General features: G+C 41.6%; 18 protein-coding genes. 6 read left to right on the forward strand and 12 right to left on the reverse strand.

Features of this window, described 5'->3' with window-relative positions; translation table 11 throughout:
• Positions 1-22: 22 nt before the first annotated feature.
• The 4 genes from AB9K32_RS06410 to rpsF all read right to left on the reverse strand — a co-directional run bounded on the left by AB9K32_RS06410 (position 23) and on the right by rpsF (position 3,351).
• Positions 23-2,023, reverse strand: a complete 2,001-nt coding sequence (locus AB9K32_RS06410; protein ID WP_369884707.1) for a hypothetical protein — start codon at positions 2,021-2,023, stop codon at positions 23-25.
• Positions 2,024-2,245: 222 nt separating this feature from the next.
• The gene (rplI, locus tag AB9K32_RS06415) at positions 2,246-2,698 is read right to left on the reverse strand and encodes a 50S ribosomal protein L9 (protein WP_369884708.1); all 453 of its coding nucleotides are present in this window, start codon (positions 2,696-2,698) and stop codon (positions 2,246-2,248) included.
• Between the two features lie 13 nt (positions 2,699-2,711).
• Positions 2,712-3,008, reverse strand: coding sequence for a 30S ribosomal protein S18 (gene rpsR, locus AB9K32_RS06420; RefSeq protein WP_014031368.1), 297 nt, complete (start codon positions 3,006-3,008; stop codon positions 2,712-2,714).
• A gap of 4 nt (positions 3,009-3,012) precedes the next feature.
• Positions 3,013-3,351: a 30S ribosomal protein S6 gene (gene rpsF / locus AB9K32_RS06425; protein ID WP_224836657.1), complete on the reverse strand. Its 339-nt coding sequence runs from the start codon at positions 3,349-3,351 to the stop codon at positions 3,013-3,015.
• Between the two features lie 235 nt (positions 3,352-3,586).
• Here rpsF and AB9K32_RS06430 point away from each other — a divergent pair, with 235 nt between their 5' ends.
• Positions 3,587-4,279, forward strand: coding sequence for a LytTR family DNA-binding domain-containing protein (locus tag AB9K32_RS06430; protein WP_224836656.1), 693 nt, complete (start codon positions 3,587-3,589; stop codon positions 4,277-4,279).
• A 2-nt stretch (positions 4,280-4,281) separates the two neighbouring features.
• Here the strand turns inward: AB9K32_RS06430 and priA are convergent, their stop codons facing one another.
• From priA to nadC, 4 genes are read right to left on the reverse strand one after another with little or no spacing between them, the layout of a single operon-like run.
• The gene (gene priA, locus AB9K32_RS06435; RefSeq protein ID WP_369884709.1) at positions 4,282-6,738 is read right to left on the reverse strand and encodes a primosomal protein N'; all 2,457 of its coding nucleotides are present in this window, start codon (positions 6,736-6,738) and stop codon (positions 4,282-4,284) included.
• Between the two features lie 3 nt (positions 6,739-6,741).
• Positions 6,742-7,191, reverse strand: coding sequence for a DUF2147 domain-containing protein (locus AB9K32_RS06440; RefSeq protein WP_369884710.1), 450 nt, complete (start codon positions 7,189-7,191; stop codon positions 6,742-6,744).
• On the reverse strand, positions 7,166-8,146 hold the full coding sequence (locus AB9K32_RS06445) for a YihY/virulence factor BrkB family protein (protein WP_224836653.1): 981 nt from the start codon (positions 8,144-8,146) through the stop codon (positions 7,166-7,168). Before AB9K32_RS06445 ends, AB9K32_RS06440 begins: the two co-directional genes overlap by 26 nt.
• Positions 8,147-9,004: a carboxylating nicotinate-nucleotide diphosphorylase gene (gene nadC, locus AB9K32_RS06450; protein ID WP_369884711.1), complete on the reverse strand. Its 858-nt coding sequence runs from the start codon at positions 9,002-9,004 to the stop codon at positions 8,147-8,149.
• 93 nt (positions 9,005-9,097) lie between these two features.
• On the opposite strand from nadC, the gene rlmH reads away from it, so the two are divergent.
• On the forward strand, positions 9,098-9,571 hold the full coding sequence (gene rlmH, locus AB9K32_RS06455) for a 23S rRNA (pseudouridine(1915)-N(3))-methyltransferase RlmH (RefSeq protein WP_224837039.1): 474 nt from the start codon (positions 9,098-9,100) through the stop codon (positions 9,569-9,571).
• Here rlmH and serA read toward each other — a convergent pair whose 3' ends face one another.
• Both serA and AB9K32_RS06465 read right to left on the reverse strand, forming a co-directional pair.
• Positions 9,572-11,464 (reverse strand): phosphoglycerate dehydrogenase, encoded by a 1,893-nt coding sequence (gene serA / locus AB9K32_RS06460; RefSeq protein WP_252079969.1) that lies wholly within the window; start codon positions 11,462-11,464, stop codon positions 9,572-9,574.
• Positions 11,465-11,674: 210 nt separating this feature from the next.
• Entirely contained in the window at positions 11,675-12,127 is a 453-nt protein-coding gene (locus AB9K32_RS06465) for an isoprenylcysteine carboxylmethyltransferase family protein (protein WP_369884712.1), read from the reverse strand.
• 59 nt (positions 12,128-12,186) lie between these two features.
• Here AB9K32_RS06465 and AB9K32_RS06470 point away from each other — a divergent pair, with 59 nt between their 5' ends.
• The 4 genes from AB9K32_RS06470 to AB9K32_RS06485 all read left to right on the forward strand — a co-directional run bounded on the left by AB9K32_RS06470 (position 12,187) and on the right by AB9K32_RS06485 (position 17,303).
• A complete protein-coding gene (locus AB9K32_RS06470; RefSeq protein ID WP_369884713.1) occupies positions 12,187-12,768 on the forward strand; it encodes a non-canonical purine NTP diphosphatase in 582 nt (193 codons plus the stop codon).
• Between the two features lie 144 nt (positions 12,769-12,912).
• Positions 12,913-14,667 (forward strand): DEAD/DEAH box helicase, encoded by a 1,755-nt coding sequence (locus AB9K32_RS06475; protein ID WP_224836648.1) that lies wholly within the window; start codon positions 12,913-12,915, stop codon positions 14,665-14,667.
• 75 nt (positions 14,668-14,742) lie between these two features.
• Positions 14,743-15,522, forward strand: coding sequence for a carboxypeptidase-like regulatory domain-containing protein (locus AB9K32_RS06480; RefSeq protein WP_224836647.1), 780 nt, complete (start codon positions 14,743-14,745; stop codon positions 15,520-15,522).
• A gap of 98 nt (positions 15,523-15,620) precedes the next feature.
• On the forward strand, positions 15,621-17,303 hold the full coding sequence (locus tag AB9K32_RS06485; RefSeq protein WP_369884714.1) for an alpha-amylase family glycosyl hydrolase: 1,683 nt from the start codon (positions 15,621-15,623) through the stop codon (positions 17,301-17,303).
• Between the two features lie 3 nt (positions 17,304-17,306).
• Here the strand turns inward: AB9K32_RS06485 and AB9K32_RS06490 are convergent, their stop codons facing one another.
• Together AB9K32_RS06490 and AB9K32_RS06495 are read right to left on the reverse strand one after the other, a co-directional pair.
• Positions 17,307-17,687 (reverse strand): VOC family protein, encoded by a 381-nt coding sequence (locus AB9K32_RS06490; RefSeq protein WP_252079974.1) that lies wholly within the window; start codon positions 17,685-17,687, stop codon positions 17,307-17,309.
• A gap of 3 nt (positions 17,688-17,690) precedes the next feature.
• Positions 17,691-18,218: an SRPBCC family protein gene (locus AB9K32_RS06495; RefSeq protein WP_369884715.1), complete on the reverse strand. Its 528-nt coding sequence runs from the start codon at positions 18,216-18,218 to the stop codon at positions 17,691-17,693.
• Positions 18,219-18,228 lie beyond the last annotated feature (10 nt).

Below are 18,228 nucleotides of genomic sequence, written 5' to 3' on the forward strand. Positions count from 1 at the left end.
CTTGGGGCGGGCTCTGCGGTGTTCATTCTTTTATCTTGTTCAATTCCTCAAATCGATGTAATTCTTCCAAAAGAGCAATTGCCATGTCCTTTAATCGCTCAGGATTGCTTGTCTTTTCCATTTCCAGCAACATCTGGTCGAGTTCCGCCCGCTTTTCTTGCGGCAGTTGTTCGTAACGAGATTGCTGCAACACATTTTGCAGTTGTTGTTTTATCTCCGAAGGTGTTCCACTATACACCACATCCCTGTAGCGGAAAGTCAACAAATCATTTTGGGGAGGACTTTGTCCGAACGAAGACGGGGGGCGGTCCACATTGTTCTTTTTCCCTCGCCCAAAGGTGTAGGTGTAGCCAAAAGTGGTCGTGAAATCCGTGGTATTGGTCTGTACCGTATTTCGGAAGAGGGAAAGTATGTTCAACGTAAAATTGTGCCCTTCCTTCCACGCATAATTGCCCCCCAACCTAAGGTTGTAAAATTGATTTTGTTGCTCCCCATTGGTGAAGGAGGTATTGTAGGAAGCTGAAAAATTGCTCCGCAATTTCTTGTCAAAAAACTGTTTGGCAACTCCCAGCGTGGGTCCAAGGGTAAGTCCTGTATCGGTCTCTCCAGTTTTGGTGTAGGAGGTGTTGGCCGCCACGGTGATGGTCAACGATTGCTGTGGGTAGCCCAGTGCGTATGAGGCCGAACCATTATAAAACTGATTACCGCTATTTTCAATGGACTTTCCTTCTTGCCCTTCGTTGGAATCTTGATATACCAGATTAATATGGGCCCTATCATTGCGTGTTTCGGTCTGTTTTACCGTATAGTTGATGCCCAAATTGGCATTTTTGGAAATCTGGCGGTAGTTTAGGGTATCCAAGTTGTCCAATTCATTTGTTTGGTTAATATAATCGAACTGGTCCCTGATGTTGGTATAGGATTGAAAATTGGAAAAGGAACCGTTGATACCCAATTTTTCCGTTGGCGTATAGTTCAGGTTGATGGCACTTACCAACCGTTTCATTGCCGAGGCTTTGGAATCGTCCAGATTGTCCCGTTGCAAACCTGCGTTCACTCCAATATTTAGTTTATTATCAAAAATGGTCTGTGAGGCATTTACGGTAATATTTTCCAGGTCGTTATTGAAATAATAGGCACCAAACGTCCTGTAATTCGGGTCTATCCGCTCGTAGGCCCCACCCAAGGTTCCATTTCCCATACTATAATCTATGGAAGCATTGAAAGCATTGGTGTAATTGGTGGTGATGTTTTCGTTCAAAAAGAATGACAACAAACCTTTGCCCTCGCTTTCATCATTTACCCTGACATCTTCGGTGATGCCAGAGATGGCGTATTCCATTCGGATATTGATTTTTTCCTTAACCCGAACATCTGTTGAAAGCGAAACGACTGCATTGTCCTTGGGCGTCAATCCCAATTCGGTGGGAAAAGGTTCTCGAAGGGAGTTTTCATCATCGAATCCTTTGAAGAAAATCAACCCCAAATCCAATTGATCAAAGGCATAAGAAGTCTTGAGTCCGAAACCTCTTCTTAAATAAGCCGTTTGCTGATTGGGTTCATCAACATTATATTCCACCGCCCTTAAAAACCTCCCGTACATGGCACTGATCTTAAATGGTCCTGGAGGAGCAAGGTCCACCCCCACTCCCGTAAATTGATGTCCACTGAGCGTGTAGGGAGAAAAAGTCATAGCTGCATCGCCGATATGGAGCGTAATCCACTTATAGGAGGGGCTAATACTTAAGCGGTTAAGTTTAAAAGGGCTCGAAAAATCAAAATTTTGATTGGTATAAGCAAAAGAGAACGGAACGTTATACACCTCTGCTATGTTGAAGTTCAGGTTTCCATTCAGAAAATAGGTGAATGCTTGACGGTTTGCAGTACCCTCATAGAAAACACCGTTGGCCGATAAGCTTCCGTTATAATCAAAGAGTTTTGCTTTGCCCAATCGGTCCAGGTCGACACTTTGTGAAAGACCCAAGAAACCACACATAATAAATGGAAATAAAAGCTTGTACAATTTGGGTTGGTTAATTCCCCAATGATACTATTTAGGATGCTTCTATTTTCCCTCGTTTGACGTATGCACCAATTCAGTTAACGGTTGCCCTATTTGAATTGATGGGCAAATATTGAAAAACATGAAGGTGAACTTCGAATTGTTCGATTAGCAATGGTCAGTTGATCAAAATAAAAAAGCCCTCCAAAATAGGAGGGCTTTAATAGTATTATAATCTGAAGTTTATTTTGCTTCCGCAACCACTTCAAAAGGGAATTCTACAATAACTTCCCTGTGCAATCTGATAATGGCTTCGTAAGGACCAACTCTTTTGACAGCTCCACCTTTAATATTGATGAATTTTTTGTCAATTTGTTGCCCTTCTTTGTCCAAGGCAGCGGCAAGATCTATGTTGGTTACAGATCCGAACAATTTGTCGCCTGCACCAACTTTTGCAGCAATTTTGATTTCCAATTGCTTCAACGCATTGGCAACCTTGGTTGCTTCATCTATTACCTTTTTCTCCTTGTGAGCTCTTTGTTTTAGGTTTTCTGCCAAAACTTTTTTGGCAGAAGGTGTAGCCAAATCGGCCAAACCTTGAGGGATAAGGTAGTTTCTGCCGTAACCGTTCTTTACGGTAACGATATCATCCTTAAATCCCAAATCCTGTACATCTTCTTTTAGAATAAGTTCCATTCTCTGGTGTTTTTTATTTCAACATATCGCCAACATACGGCATTAACGCTAGGTGACGGGCACGTTTTACGGCCTGTGCCACTTTTCTTTGGTATTTTAATGAAGTACCTGTAAGTCTTCTTGGAAGCAATTTACCTTGCTCGTTTACCAATTTCATCAAAAAATCCGGGTCTTTATAGTCTATGTACTTAATACCCGATTTTTTGAACCTACAATACTTTTTTTGCTTGCTGGTCTCAATATTAAGCGGGGTCAAATATCTGATTTCCCCGTCTTTTTTTGATTTTGCTTGTTGCTCTATAGATGCCATACCCTTATGCCTTTGCTTTTAATTTAGTTCTTCTTTTTTCCGCCCAAGCAATAGCGTGCTTGTCCAATTTAACGGTCAAAAAACGCATAACGCGCTCATCTCTTCTAAATTCCAATTCGTAAGGTCCAATGGCTTCGCCAGGTGCTTGGAATTCGAACAAGTGGTAAAATCCACTTTTTTTGTGCTGAATGGGATAGGCCAATTTTTTAAGTCCCCAATCTTCTTTGGAGACCATTTTGGCACCATTCTTAATCAAGAAATCCTCGAATTTCTTGACTGTTTCCTCTATCTGCGTTTCAGACAGAACGGGATTCAAAATGAAAACAGTTTCGTAATGGTTCATTATACTATATTTTTAAAGGAGCGCAAAGTTAAGAATAATTCTTTCCTCTTGCAAGAAAACCAAAAAAACTTCGTTTAAGTACAAGAGTTATCAACACTGTTAAACCTAGTAAACCTAAATAACACATATGGTAATTTACACAACAAAATAGACCATGTTTACATCTTTTGTTGCTCCTAAACGTCTTTTTTGTGTACTTTGCCGATGATTTAAAACCCTACAAATCACCCCATTCATGAAATTAAAAAGTATAATTGTAGACGATTCCTCCATGCAGCGCATGGCCGTGGCAAAATTGGTCAACAATCATCCACATTTGGCCTTGGTTGCCGAGTACAGCAACGCCATTGAAGCCAAAAATGGTTTAAAAAACCACGATATCGACCTTATCTTCCTAGATGTTGAGATGCCGATCATAAGTGGTTTTGACCTTTTAGAGGCCCTAGAGAACCCTCCACAGGTAATTCTGATCACTGGAAAACCTGATTATGCACTGAAAGCGTTTGACTACGACGTAACCGATTACCTTCACAAACCCATAACTTTGGCCCGTTTTGAAGCTTCCGTAAAAAGAGCCGTTGCCAAATACGAGCAAATGAACCGGGTGGAAGAAGATGAAGAACACATTTTTGTTAAGAGCAACCTTAAAAAACGTAAGGTAATCTTAAACGACATTAAATGGATAGAGGCACTGGGAGATTACATTAAATTGGTGACAGATGAAGCCAATATCGTAATTTTATCCACCATGAAATCTTTTGAAAAGCAATTGCCTGCCGAAAAATTTCTACGTATCCATAAATCTTATATTGTGAATCTCGAGAAGATAGAAAAATTCAACAGTAAGAACGTTGAAGTAGGGGGCAGACAGATTCCTTTGAGCAGAAATAAGAAAACAGAGCTCGCCGAAGCACTGGCAAACGTATAATCTTATATGTGGTCCACATTGTAGACCAATCTGATACTTTTATACTTAGAAATAGCATTAAAGGATTTTTCAATTCTTTTAATGCTATTTTTTGTTTGGGCCAATGGTTGTTTTCTTGGTATTTTTATCAATATATTTTTAAGATAGTCCCTTCGTATACGAGCTACAGGCGGGTATTCCGGCCCTAAAATCTGAGTTCCGAGCACATTGCGCAAAGAGCCTGCCATCCATTCCGCGGCCTCGTTCAGTTTATTAAAGTCCTTATCCTTCAAGGTTATTTTTATGAGCCTCACCAAGGGCGGATACTTAAACTGTTCCCTCTCGTAAAACTGTTCTTGGAACATTTTATCATAATTATTGGTAGTTACCTGCTGCAATATTTGATGATAAGGGTTGTACGTCTGAATCAATACTTTACCGCGCTTTTTGGTACGCCCTGCCCTACCCGCCACTTGGGTCAACATTTGAAAACTACGCTCGTGGGCCCTATAGTCGGGAAAATTGAGCATGGAATCCGCATTCATTATACCTACAAGGCTTACATTTCTAAAATCCAAACCCTTGGTCACCATTTGTGTTCCCACCAAAATATCCATCTCCTGATTCTCAAAAGATGAGATTATTTTCTCGTATGCGTATTTTCCACGCGTTGTATCCAGATCCATGCGGCCAACGGAAACATCTGGAAACAACTGACCCAATTCTAGCTGAATCTGTTCCGTACCAAAGCCCTTTTTATCCAAAGTTGGACTCCCACAAGCCAAGCACGCTTGCTGCAAGGCCATGTGATAACCACAATAGTGACAGCGAAGTTGGTTTCTGTGCTGATGATAGGTCAGGCTAACGTCGCAATTGGGGCATTGGGCCACATGCCCGCAAGTGGTACACTCCACTACCGGAGCGAATCCCCTTCGGTTTTGAAAAAGAATGATCTGCTCCCCCTCTTCCAGCGCTTCCTCGATGGCCTTTATAAGCGTTTCCGAAAAATGACCTCTCATTCGGCGTTTTCTGGTAGCTTCCTTAATATCCACCAAGTTGATATCGGGCATTAAAACATCGCCAAATCTATGTGCCATGGATGCATACCCATATTTTGCTGTCTTAGCATTGTACATGCTCTCTATACTCGGAGTGGCAGAACCTAGAACAATATTTGCACTATGCAATGCCGCGAGCACAACGGCCGCATCCCTGGCTTGATATCTTGGTGCCGGGTCGAATTGCTTAAAAGAATTCTCGTGCTCCTCGTCCACGACCACCAATCCCAAATTGGTAAAGGGCAAAAAAAGTGAAGAACGTGCTCCAATTACGATTCGAGCTTTTCCTGCATCATTCAATACATTGTTCCATACCTCCACCCTTTCGTGAATGCTATATTTTGAATGATATACGGACACTTGATGGCCAAAATATTGCTGTAATCGGTTGATCAATTGGGAGGTCAGAGCAATTTCAGGAAGCAAATACAGCGCTTGCTTTCCTTCATCCAGACATTTTTGGATGAGTTTTACATACACCTCTGTTTTTCCTGAAGAAGTTACCCCGTGCAACAATACGGGTTTTTCTTCGTCGAACCCATGCTGTATATCGTCTAGGGCCCGATGTTGATGCTCGTTCAATTCAATAGCTCCAACATCACCCGATCGCCCATCGAACTCCACCCGATCTTTTCGGATATGGTATTCTTCCAGAATATTTTTATCGATCAAGGCTTTGATTACCGAACGGGAACCCCCGCTCTCCTTTTCCAGTTCCGAAATAGGTATGGGTTTGGCACTTTTGGCCCTTAATTGAAATAAAGAAAGTACCACTTGACTCTGCTTGGGAGCCCTGGTTAGATCGTTCAGCAGTTCGGACAGTTGTTCTTCGCCTTCAAATTGCTCGGCGAGCTTAACATAGCGTACCAATTTAGGTCTGTATTGTTCGTACAGTTCTTCTTTTTGAAGCACAATACCTTTGTGCACCATGGCATTGACTATTTTCAACACATTTTTTTTATCCAGGATATCGCTGACCTCGGAGATTTTCAATGCGGTTTGATGTTGAAGTGCTTCGTAGATCAAAAACTCGTCATCGGTGAGTTGCAATTCGTCTACCTTTGCATTTTTGTTGGGCAAAATTAGGGTTTCGCTTTCCAACAAAAAGGCACTGGGCAGGGCGCTCCGAACAACTTCGCCCAACGTGCACATATAATAATTGGCCACCCATTCCCAATGCTTCAACTGCACTTTGTCCACTACGGGCCGTTCGTCCAGAATTTGATAAATCTCTTTGGGTTCGTAGGCTTCTGGGGCATTGGTATGCACTTTGTAGGCCAATGCGGTGTATATCTTGGTCTTGCCAAAAGGTACGGCAACTCGCATTCCCGCTTGAATAAAATCGGCTTCTGCTTCCGATATTTTATAGGTGAAAAGCTTTTCCAAAGGAATTGGCAAAACTACCTCTAAAAAATACTCCATAAATTATTCCTCGATTACCCTGTGCCATGTTTGTGTACGGTACAAAAAGGCTAAATATCCACGTACTTTTAGCCTATTTTTGTTCTCCTCGTCCAACCAGACCTTAGCTTTAAAAGTCATAGCTTTTTCAGGGTCGAAAAGGGTATCCCCTTTATATATGCCCTTGCTGTTCTTTTCAAAATCCTCCATGATCTTCATTCCAAGAACGGGCTTGTCCTTTCTTTCTCCTTCACATTTTGTGCACCTTGCATCTTTTTTGCCCTCTTCCAATATTTTTACCACTTTGGCGTGCATCAATCCATCTTCCTCGTAAATTTCGATGATTGCCTTATTTACCCCATTTCGATCATCGATAGTTTTCCATTTACCAAAAACTGTTTGCGATAGGGTTATCTGGCAGCAGAGAAAACACACCAAACCGATCCATTTATTGTATGTCTTTCTGTTTTTCATGTCTTTTTTTTAATGAGTTCAGGGTTGCGTTCAGTTCAAAGCCCAATAATAAGATATTGGAATTTAACCAAATAAACACCATTAATATCAATAATCCACCCAAAGCACCATAGAGTTCGTTGTAACGAGCAAATTTTTCAACATAAATTCCGAACAAATAGGACGTCAATAAAAATAATAGGGTGGTCATTAACGCACCTGCGGAAAAAAATCGGGCTTGCCTGCCTTCTGCAGTCCCAAAATAGTACAGTATGGCCGTTGTAAAATAGGAAAGGCTTAGAAAAAACAACACTTTGGCTACCTGTATTCCGATGGTATCTCCTTTTTCCACATCGTAACCCAACGTTTTGCCTAAATATTCACTGGTGTACTCTACAATATAAAATTCAAAATACACAAATGCCACCGCTCCCACGATCAATAAAATGGACAGAATTAAACCTACCATAAGTGCATAGGCATACTGACGGAAAAAATTCCGTGTCAATTCCACATGGTAAGAGTTTTCGAAACCTCCAAATATCGCATTTACGCCATTGGCCATTAAAAAAATAGACAAAATAAATGCCGAGGAAAGTAATCCGCCCTGCTTTTGATCCTTTATCTGCTGATAAATATCACCAAAATAATCACTTGTCGCCGAGGGAAGGAAAGATTCCAAAAAATCCAAAAACTGGGCATCAAAATTCTCGTTGCCCACGCTCACATATGGAATAATAAAAGGAATCATGGTCACCAAAAATATCAGTAGGGGGAACAATGCTAGAAAAATACTGAAAGCGATAGAACTGGCCCTTGAAGAAAGTGCTCCTTTGACAATTCCCATCAAATACATTTCGATCAAATCATAGAAGGAGAGGCCCTCAAAAGCTTTGAGCTTAATCTTTTTCAAAACCTGTACAATCCAATTGACCACGGGTATCTTCTCCAACTGCTCTTCTATGGCTGCAGACATTTAAACGGCTTTTAAACTTAGGTCCATGTTGTGTACGGAATGGGTCAAGGCTCCCGAAGAAATATAATTTACGCCGCATTCGGCATATTTTCTCAGGGTTTCCATTGTTATACCTCCGGAAGATTCCGTAAGGCATTTATTTCCTATTCTTTTGACCGCTTCGCGGGTTTGATCGTAATCAAAATTATCCAAGAGTATTCTGTAGACCCCTTCGGATTTTAATATCTCGTCCACCTCCTCTAAATTTCTGGCCTCCACGATAATTTTAAGGTCCTTTCCTGTTTCTTTAAGGTAATCCCTTGTTTTTTGAATGGCATTGGTAATACCTCCAGAAAAATCGATGTGGTTGTCCTTGAGCATGATCATATCGTAGAGGGCAAACCGATGGTTTTCTCCCCCTCCTATCTTTACCGCCCATTTTTCTAGGGCCCTAATCCCCGGGGTAGTTTTTCGTGTGTCCAGAATTTTGGTGCCAGTACTTTCCAAAATACTTACATATCCTTTTGTTTTTGTGGCAATGGCGCTCATACGCTGCATGGCATTGAGCACCAAGCGTTCGGCCTTTAGAATGCTTTGCGAGCTGCCCTCCACATAAAAAACTATATCACCGTATTTAACGGGGGTGCCGTCCTCCAACAAAATTTCCGTTTTCAGTTGTGGGTCTACATAGGTAAAGACTTTTTTTGCAAATTCCACACCTGCAATAATACCTTGGTCTTTTACAAGGAGTTTGGCTTTTCCTTGTGCAGTTGAGGGAATACAGGCCAAGGAACTGTGGTCTCCGTCGCCAACGTCTTCCCTAACGGCATTGGCAATGATCAGATCTAGTTCTTTTTGAAATTGTGCTTCGGAAATCATTCAATTGGGATTTTAACGAAAATAATAAAAACATTGTTCCTTGTCCATGCACAAACCATGCTTAATTTTATGAGGAATGGATTATTTTTGGGCATGCAGATTACTTTGATCGCCATAGGAAAAACCGATAAGTCTGAACTTGAAGAACTTATAGCCATATACGAAAAACGGTTGAAGCATTATATCAAGTTTCAAATGAATATTATTCCAGATATAAAAAACAGAAAAAATCTTTCGGAACCCCAGCAAAAAGAAAAAGAGGGCGAACTTATCCTTGGTCAATTGCAACCTACGGACACCTTGATCCTTCTTGATGAAAAAGGAAAACAATACACCTCTGTTGATTTTGCCCAGTTCTTGCAGAAAAAGATGAACAGTGGCATTAAAAATCTTGTGTTGGCCATTGGTGGACCTTATGGTTTCAGCGATGCCGTTTATTCCAAAAGCGCCGGAAAAATCAGTTTATCCAAAATGACGTTTTCCCACCAAATGGTGCGACTGTTCGTAGTTGAGCAAATTTATCGGGGGTTCACCATTCTCAGGAACGAACCCTATCACCACCAATAATTAATATAAAACCCTAAACTTAATGGTGTTCTCGATTTTCTTGAGCGCCTTGATCACTTCCTTATTATATTCTTTGTCCAAATCGGTGATCACGTAACCAACTTCGCTATCTGTAGACAGATATTGTCCAGAAATATTGAGTCCATATTGTGCCAACACTTCGTTTATCTTGGCCATTATTCCGGGAACATTCCGGTGTATATGTAAAAATCGATGGACCCCATTTTGTTTAGGCAACCTAATATTTGGGAAGTTAACCGCATCTACGGTATTTCCAGAATTTATGTAATCCATTATTTTGTTGGGCACAAAATCGGCAATATCTCGTTGTGCTTCTTCGGTGCTACCACCAATATGAGGGGTTAGGATTACGTTGGACAATCCTTGCAATGGTGTTTTAAAGCTTCCATTACTACGTGGCTCGGATGGGTAAACATCTATCGCCGCTCCGCCCAATTTTCCACTTTCCAGTGCATCGGCCAAAGCTTCTATATCCACTACGAACCCTCTGGAAAGATTAATAAGTTTGGCTCCATCTTTCATTTGGTCGATTTCACGCTTACCTATAAAATTTTTATTGGCCTTGTTATCATCTACATGCAGGGTAACAACATCCGAAACATTGAGCAAACTCTCCAAGGTGTCACATTTTACTGCGTTACCCAATGCCAGCTGATCGTTAACATCATAGTAATACACCTTCATCCCCATGGCTTCTGCCAAAACGGACATTTGTTTTCCTATATTCCCGTAACCAACTATACCTAAATTTTTTCCACGCACTTCTTGCGAACCGGCGGCGGTTTTATTCCACTCGCCATTATGGATTTCCGTACTTCTGGGAAAAATGCTCCGCATGAGCATAATGGTCTGTCCAATGGCCAGTTCCACTACGGAACGGGTATTGCTGTACGGTGCATTGAAGACCACTACGCCTTTCTTTTTGCTGTATTCCAAATCGATTTGGGTGGTTCCGATACAAAAAGCTCCGACCACCAATAACTTATCGGCGGCATCCAACACTTTTTGGGTAACCTGTGTCTTGGACCTAATTCCTAGTACATGCACCCCTTTGATTCGCTCGATGAGGTCTTCTTCGGATAAACTGGTCTTGATCAGTTCCACTGAAAACCCTTCTTCCGATAGGTTTTCGAATGCAGCCGGGTGGACATTTTCCAATAAAAGGATCTTGATTCTGTTCTTGGGGTATGATAAGTTTCTTGGCAAATCGTTCACAAATAAAAATTCATCTAGGTTAGGTGCTACGTGGTCGGCATTATTGGCAGCCTTTTCTCGATGCACATTTTCGGTATAGGCGAAAAATTTATGGGCTATCCCGGCCTCGCGCATTACATAATCGCTATAGCCGTCGCCGATCACCTGGACCTCGCCATCTAAATCCAAGTTTTTTAAACATTCTATTTTTCCGTTATGGGTGGCAAGCACGTTGGTTTCGTCGAAACCTGTTATATTGCCAGCTTCATCAAAAGTAAAGGTGTTTGCAAACACTCTTTCGGATGGAATGTTGTATTCTTTAACAATTGGGTCTATAAACTCTTTGAACCCGCAGGAGATTACATAAATATCTTCGGAATATTCATAAAAAAACTGCTTGTTGGCTTCTATGGATTTGGAAATTTTCTGACGCAGTTCGGTCACCAAATCTTCCAGATCTTTTTTGTTCGCATCCAGCAATCGGATTCTGCGTTCCAACGATTCCGTAAAAGATATGTCGCCATCGATCCCCAAATTGGTGATTTTTTGGATTTCCGACACTATTTCATCTCTCTTTGGATTTCCTTGCAGTGTCATTTCCGCCAAAACATCCAACGCCTCAACCCTTGTGAGGGTACTATCAAAATCGAACACATATTTGCGCCCTGTCTCTACCATGATTCGCTTCAAAAAAATTAAGGCATAAAATTAAACATTAATTCCATCCTTGTAATTGGAAGTTATCAAAAACCTTACACTTTTACGGATAAATCAAAAATCCATTACGATTTGTTTTAAATGCTACCCAAAAACCATCATTTTGCAGTTATGTGCAAATCAAAGTCCAGCTCTCAGTACCCTAAAGGTCAAAAAGTGGCTGTATCCTAATCAGAACCATCGCCGGGTTAATTTACAGTAGAAACGGTACTCCTTACCAAACTTTTGTTGGAGCATATCTTCTTCCGGTTGTATTTGAAAATGGTTCATATAGGACACAAAACCAGCCGCCACAAGGGTATTAAAAGCATTGCCCAGCCAAAGGCCTAAAGCCAATAGTAGTAGCAAAAGCCCCAAATACATAGGGTTCCTGCTAAAATTGTAAACCCCTTTGGTCATCAACCTGCTGGTTTTTTGAGGGTGCATGGGATCCAAACTTGTTTTTCCCGTCCAAAATTGCAACACGGCCAATAATCCTACTATTACTCCTAAGACAAAAAGTATCCAAGCCAGTTGGTTCCTGCCAAAAAAATCAAACTCACCTACTGGCAAAAACCTATCCAGAAGGAACATTGTCCCTCCAAAAATCAACATCACCAAAGCTGGCGGTACTTTTAATTTCATACAAATAACTTAAAGTCCGAAATTACTACTTTTGAATCTCAAAATAGAGACCTTTTGATTTGAAACTAGTTTTTGCCACACATAACGACCATAAGCTGAAAGAAGTTCAGCAATTGCTTCCAAAAAATATCCAACTACTGTCATTAAAAGATATTGATTGTTTTGACGAAATTCCCGAGACGGGGGATACATTGGAAGAAAACGCCAAAATTAAGGCAGATCACATTACCCAAACCTATGGTTTGAACTGTTTCTCGGATGATACCGGCCTACTTGTGGATGCATTAAACGGAGCTCCTGGAGTATACTCGGCCAGATATGCGGGGGAACAAAAAGATGCCTCGGACAATATGCAGAAATTGTTAAACGAGTTGAACGGAAAAAATAATCGGAAAGCACATTTTAAGACCGTAGTACATCTTAATCTAAATGGAGAAGTCCACGCTTTTGAAGGAACGGTCGATGGCGTCATAACGGATAAAGAACAAGGCAAGGGAGGGTTTGGCTACGACCCCATCTTTAAACCAAATGGATTCGATAAAACCTTTGGCGAACTGCCTTCCGATGTAAAAAACTCCATTAGTCACCGTGGTAGGGCCATTCGAAAATTGGTGGAATTCTTAAAAAAGAACGCCACTTAGGTTGTAGCGATCAAAATAAGTGTACCTTTGCCGCTTTATTAACGCCGCCGGTATGGGCAAGGTGTTGTGATGGGCTTGAACGGGAAATACTATAATCGCTCTATACAACACAAACATATTTGCGATTAAAGGTATTACACCGCTATGACAAAATTTGAAGCCTTGGGGTTGGACAAACCCCTATTGGATGCTATTTCCGACCTTGGATTTGAATCCCCCTCCGAAGTACAAGAAAAATCAATCCCAATTTTATTGGAGCAGGAAACCGATTTGGTTGCCCTGGCCCAAACGGGAACTGGAAAAACTGCTGCATTTGGATTTCCTATGATCCAGAAGATTCAATCGGACAGCAGGACCACACAAGGATTGATCCTCTCCCCTACACGTGAGCTCTGCTTGCAGATAACGAACGAATTAAAACTATACTCCAAATACATAAAAGGACTCAATGTGGTGGCCATTTACGGTGGCGCAAGCATTACCGAACAGGCCCGACAGATAAAAAGAGGTGCACAGATCGTTGTAGCTACCCCTGGCCGTATGAAGGACATGATCGGCCGAAATATGGTGGACATTTCCAAAATTGATTATTGTGTTCTGGATGAAGCCGATGAAATGCTGAATATGGGCTTCTATGAAGATATTAAGGACATTTTATCCAACACCCCGCAAGAAAAGCTAACATGGCTCTTTTCGGCAACCATGCCAAAAGAAGTGGCAACCATTGCCAAAAAGTTCATGTACAAACCTGTGGAAATTACAGTTGGTTCCAAAAATGCCGGAGCTTCCACAGTACAGCACGAATATTATGTTGTTGGAGGCCGTGATCGTTATGCAGCCCTAAAGCGTTTGGCCGATGCCAACCCAGGTATCTTCTCCGTAGTTTTCTGTAGAACCAAAAGGGATACACAACGTGTTGCGGAAAAATTGATCGAAGACGGGTACAATGCCGGAGCACTACATGGTGATTTGAGCCAGAACCAACGGGATCTGGTCATGAACTCGTTCCGAAAAAAGCAAGTACAGATGTTGGTAGCTACCGATGTTGCCGCGCGTGGAATTGATGTTGACGATGTAACCCACGTTATCAACTACCAGTTACCCGATGAAATAGAGACCTATACCCACCGTAGTGGTCGAACGGGACGCGCCGGCAAATCCGGAATCTCCATGGTAATTGTGACCCGCTCGGAGTTGAGAAAGATCAAGGCGATAGAGAAAAAAATACAACAGGATTTTATCTCCAAAAAAATTCCCGATGGTATTGAAATCTGTGAGATACAATTATACCATTTGGCCAATAAGATCAAAGAAACCAAGGTCAATCAAGAAATTGACAGTTATTTGCCCGCCATCAACGATGTTTTGGAAGGGATAGATCGCGAAGAACTCATCAAAAAAATATTCTCGGTAGAGTTTACCCAATTCTACAACTATTACAGTAAGACCAAAGATCTAAACACCCAGGATTCCGGAAGGGAGAAAGGTGGGGCGTCCGGGGATATTCCATCCGAAGGATCCGTACGATACTTTATCAATGTTGGTGAACGCGATGGTTATGATTGGATGAGCTTGAAAGACTTCCTAAGAGATACCTTGAACTTGGAAAAAGAAGACGTCTATAATGTGGATACCAAGGATTCTTTCTCCTTTTTCAACACCGATGCGCAACTTACCGAGTTTATTCTTCAAACCTTTACAGACTTTAAATTGGAAGGACGTTTTATAAATGTTGAAGTGTCCAAAAACCCAGGTGGTGGCGGCGGAAAAGGAGGTAAAAAACGTCGCAATCGAAAAGGCGGCGGCAGTGGCCGAAGAGGAGGCAACAAGTCCTACAAAGGAGGAAAAAAAGGAGGGTACGGCAAAAAAGGAGGCAAGAAAAAACAGGGCTTTTATTAGTTAATTCTATATTAAATGGCACGTCTCTGCTATTTATTTTTCTTTGTTTAGTACTTTTATAGCTACAAAGATTGCATGAGAAGATTACTACTTATACTATTGTCCCTAATCCCACTACTTGGTTTTTCTCAAATTGAAGATGATGAAAACCAAGTAGTAAAGGAGTTTTCCGCAACGGTGATCAATGCCCAGACCGAGTTTCCTTTAGAAAGTGTGCACGTGGTCAACCTTAATCAGGTCAAGGGTACCATTACCAATCCTGAAGGTAAGTTTACCATTCCTGCTGCAGTGAACGATACTTTGTATTTTTCCTACTTGGGCTTTAAGACCCAAAAAGTAAGGGTGACCAACGATATGATCCGTTTTGGGAATACCGAGATTGCGTTGACAGAGCTTGCTTACGCCCTTGAAGAGGTTATTGTAACCCCATACCAACTAACAGGCTATTTGGAAATTGACGTAAAAAATCTGCCGATCAACAATGCATACCAATACAGTATTTCTGGACTAAACACCAGCTACGAGGCAGGAAACAAAAGTCCTAGTGCAGTTACCAAGGTGTTGGGTGCTATTTTAAATCCTGCAGACCTGCTCAGAAATCTGTTTGGTAAAAAACCGCGGCAAATGCGAAAGCTCCGCCAAATTAAAGAAGATGACAACATTCGGGACCTGCTGGCTTCAAAATTCGATAGAGAAACACTAACCGAACTTCTTCAATTGGAAAAAGTCGATATCGAGGACATACTCAACAATTGCAATTATTCAAAATCCTTTATAAAAACAGCAAACGACCTTCAAATTTTGGACGCAATTTCCAGCTGCTACGAGGAATACAAAGTCCTAAACAGGAACTAATCAAGCGCTTAAACCAATAATCTGGAAACAACTATACCACGATAAATAATTTTTATCTTTACGTATAGAATTTCTAGCTTTAAACAAAATTCCGGTTCATGAAAAAATTGCTTGTTGTTTTGTCTATACTATCCCTATTTACTGGCTGCAAAAAGACTCAAAAAAAGCAGCAAGCCCCGCCAACAATTGTAAAGGAAACAACCAAGAAAGAAGCTCCTTTTGTATGGGAAGGTGCCAACGTGTACTTTTTGCTCACCGACCGTTTCAACAACGGAAATCCCAATAACGATGTAAATTTTGATAGAACCGAAGAGACTGGAGTGCTACGAGGCTTTGAGGGAGGTGATATCGTAGGAATTACCCAAAAAATAGAAGAAGGTTACTTTACCGATTTGGGCATAAATGCCATCTGGTTTACCCCGGTAGTGGAACAAATTCATGGAGCGACCGACGAAGGAACGGGAAATACGTATGGTTATCACGGCTATTGGGCCAAGGACTGGACTTCGGTAGACCCTAATTTTGGTACTAAAAAAGACCTGGAAAATTTAGTGAAGACCGCCCACAAACATGGAATCCGAATTCTTTTGGATGTAGTTCTGAACCATACCGGACCTGTAACCGAAAAGGATCCTGTTTGGCCGGACGATTGGGTGAGAACCGGACCCAACTGTGAGTTTACAACATACGAGAACACCACCGCATGCACCTTGGTGGAAAACTTACCGGATATATTAACAGAATCCGATACCGCTGTGGAATTGCCCGACGCGCTTTTGGCCAAATGGAAAAAAGAGGGCAGGCTGAGCAAAGAGCTAGATGAACTTCAATTATTTTTTGAGCGAACCGGATATCCCCGTGCGCCCCGTTATTATATTATCAAATGGCTTACGGACTACATCAACGACCTAGGAATTGATGGTTTTAGAGTGGACACGGTAAAACACGTAAACGAAAATGCTTGGACCGATCTGTATACCGAGGCTTCCTACGCTTTTGAAACATGGAAGAAAAAACACCAAGATCAAATCTTGGACGACAATCCATTTTACATGGTCGGGGAAGTATACAATTACGGAGTCTCCGGAGGTCGCGAGTTTGATTTTGGAAATAAAAAGGTAGACTTTTTTGATCACGGGTTTAAAAGCCTCATCAATTTTGAGCTAAAAAATGATGCGGACAACAACTACGAGACCATTTTTAAAAAGTACAACAAATTGCTCAACACCAAACTTAAGGGCAAAAGTGTACTTAATTATTTAACATCGCATGACGATGGCGCCCCTTACGACAAGGACCGAACCAAGCCGTACCGATCCGCCAATGTACTTTTATTGACCCCAGGGGCGTCCCAGGTGTATTATGGGGACGAAACAGCAAGAAGCCTTACCATTGAAGGCACACAAGGAGACGCCACCCTTCGCTCGTTTATGAATTGGGAGGATTTGGACAGTATTCCCGAGACACAGAAAATACATGAACACTGGCAAAAATTGGGCAGGTTCAGAAATAATCACCCTGCTGTAGGTGCCGGCAAACACAACCGATTGTCAAAATCCCCTTATGTATTTTCCAGAACCTACATAAATGGGGATTACAAGGATAAAGTGGCAGTAGGATTGGATCTGCCCAAAGGAAAAAAGTCACTTTCCGTAAAAGGTTTCTTTGGCGATGGCACCAAATTGTTCGACACTTACTCCGAAACCGAAGTAATCGTAACCAATGGTAAAGTAGTTTTGGACAACGATTTTGACATTGCCCTGCTCGAACTTGTAGAATAAAATCTATTGTCTGGAGTGAAGGGCCAACCGGTTGCCCTCGGTATCGCTAAACAAGGCCATATAACCAATGTCCGGGCTTATCTGTGTTTTGTTCTGTAATATTTTGCCCCCGGCATCCTCGATACGGCCCAGTTCGTTGTTTACATCCGCACTGGAAAAGTAAATAAGCACACCATGGGTTTCGCTAGGTGTGTACCAATCTTTATTTTGAATGAGCGACCCGGAAGATCCCTGTTTACCCTCGGTCCGCGGAAACCAGCCCATTTTGGTTCCGCCAAGGTCCTGTAATTGTATCTCGATCTGAAAGACAGTATCATAAAATTTTTTCGCCCGATCCATATCCGTTACCGGTATTTCGAACCAGCCCACCAAATTATTTTCCATATGCTATTGATTTTCCAAAATCTCTTTAAGGCTTGCCAATCCTTCTTCAAAATCCTTTCCCACAGCTTTGTCCATATTCATGAACAACATCATAATGCTCATCGGGAATTTGTTCTTTCCTGAGAATCCCCAGACCACCTTGGTGATATCAGCCTCTATTTCTTTGGTGGTAATGTATGCATCCGAAGTGGATTTAAATGGCTTTAAGAACCTGAGTTCACTTTCTATACGTTCCCCATCGACTATTTTGATAATCTCCTGCTCCCCTTCCCCTACTTCTTTATTTCCATTCCAATAACTGGTTGCCCCTACTTCACCATCCGTTCCAGTAAACTCTTTTTGCATATTGGGGTCTTTTTTGCCCCATGGAGACCATTCATCTTGATTCTTCAAGAATTTTAAATACTTAAAAACAATAGCCTTGGGCCTGTGAATTTCTATGGATCGGGAAACATCGTAATTTTTAGGTGCGATCATGGCAAGAATACCGATCAAAAGCACCAAAGCGAGGAGGATATATAATAGCAACATAACTGTAATT

The organism is Allomuricauda sp. XS_ASV26 (assembly GCF_041224615.1).
Lineage (GTDB): Bacteria > Bacteroidota > Bacteroidia > Flavobacteriales > Flavobacteriaceae > Flagellimonas > Flagellimonas alginolytica.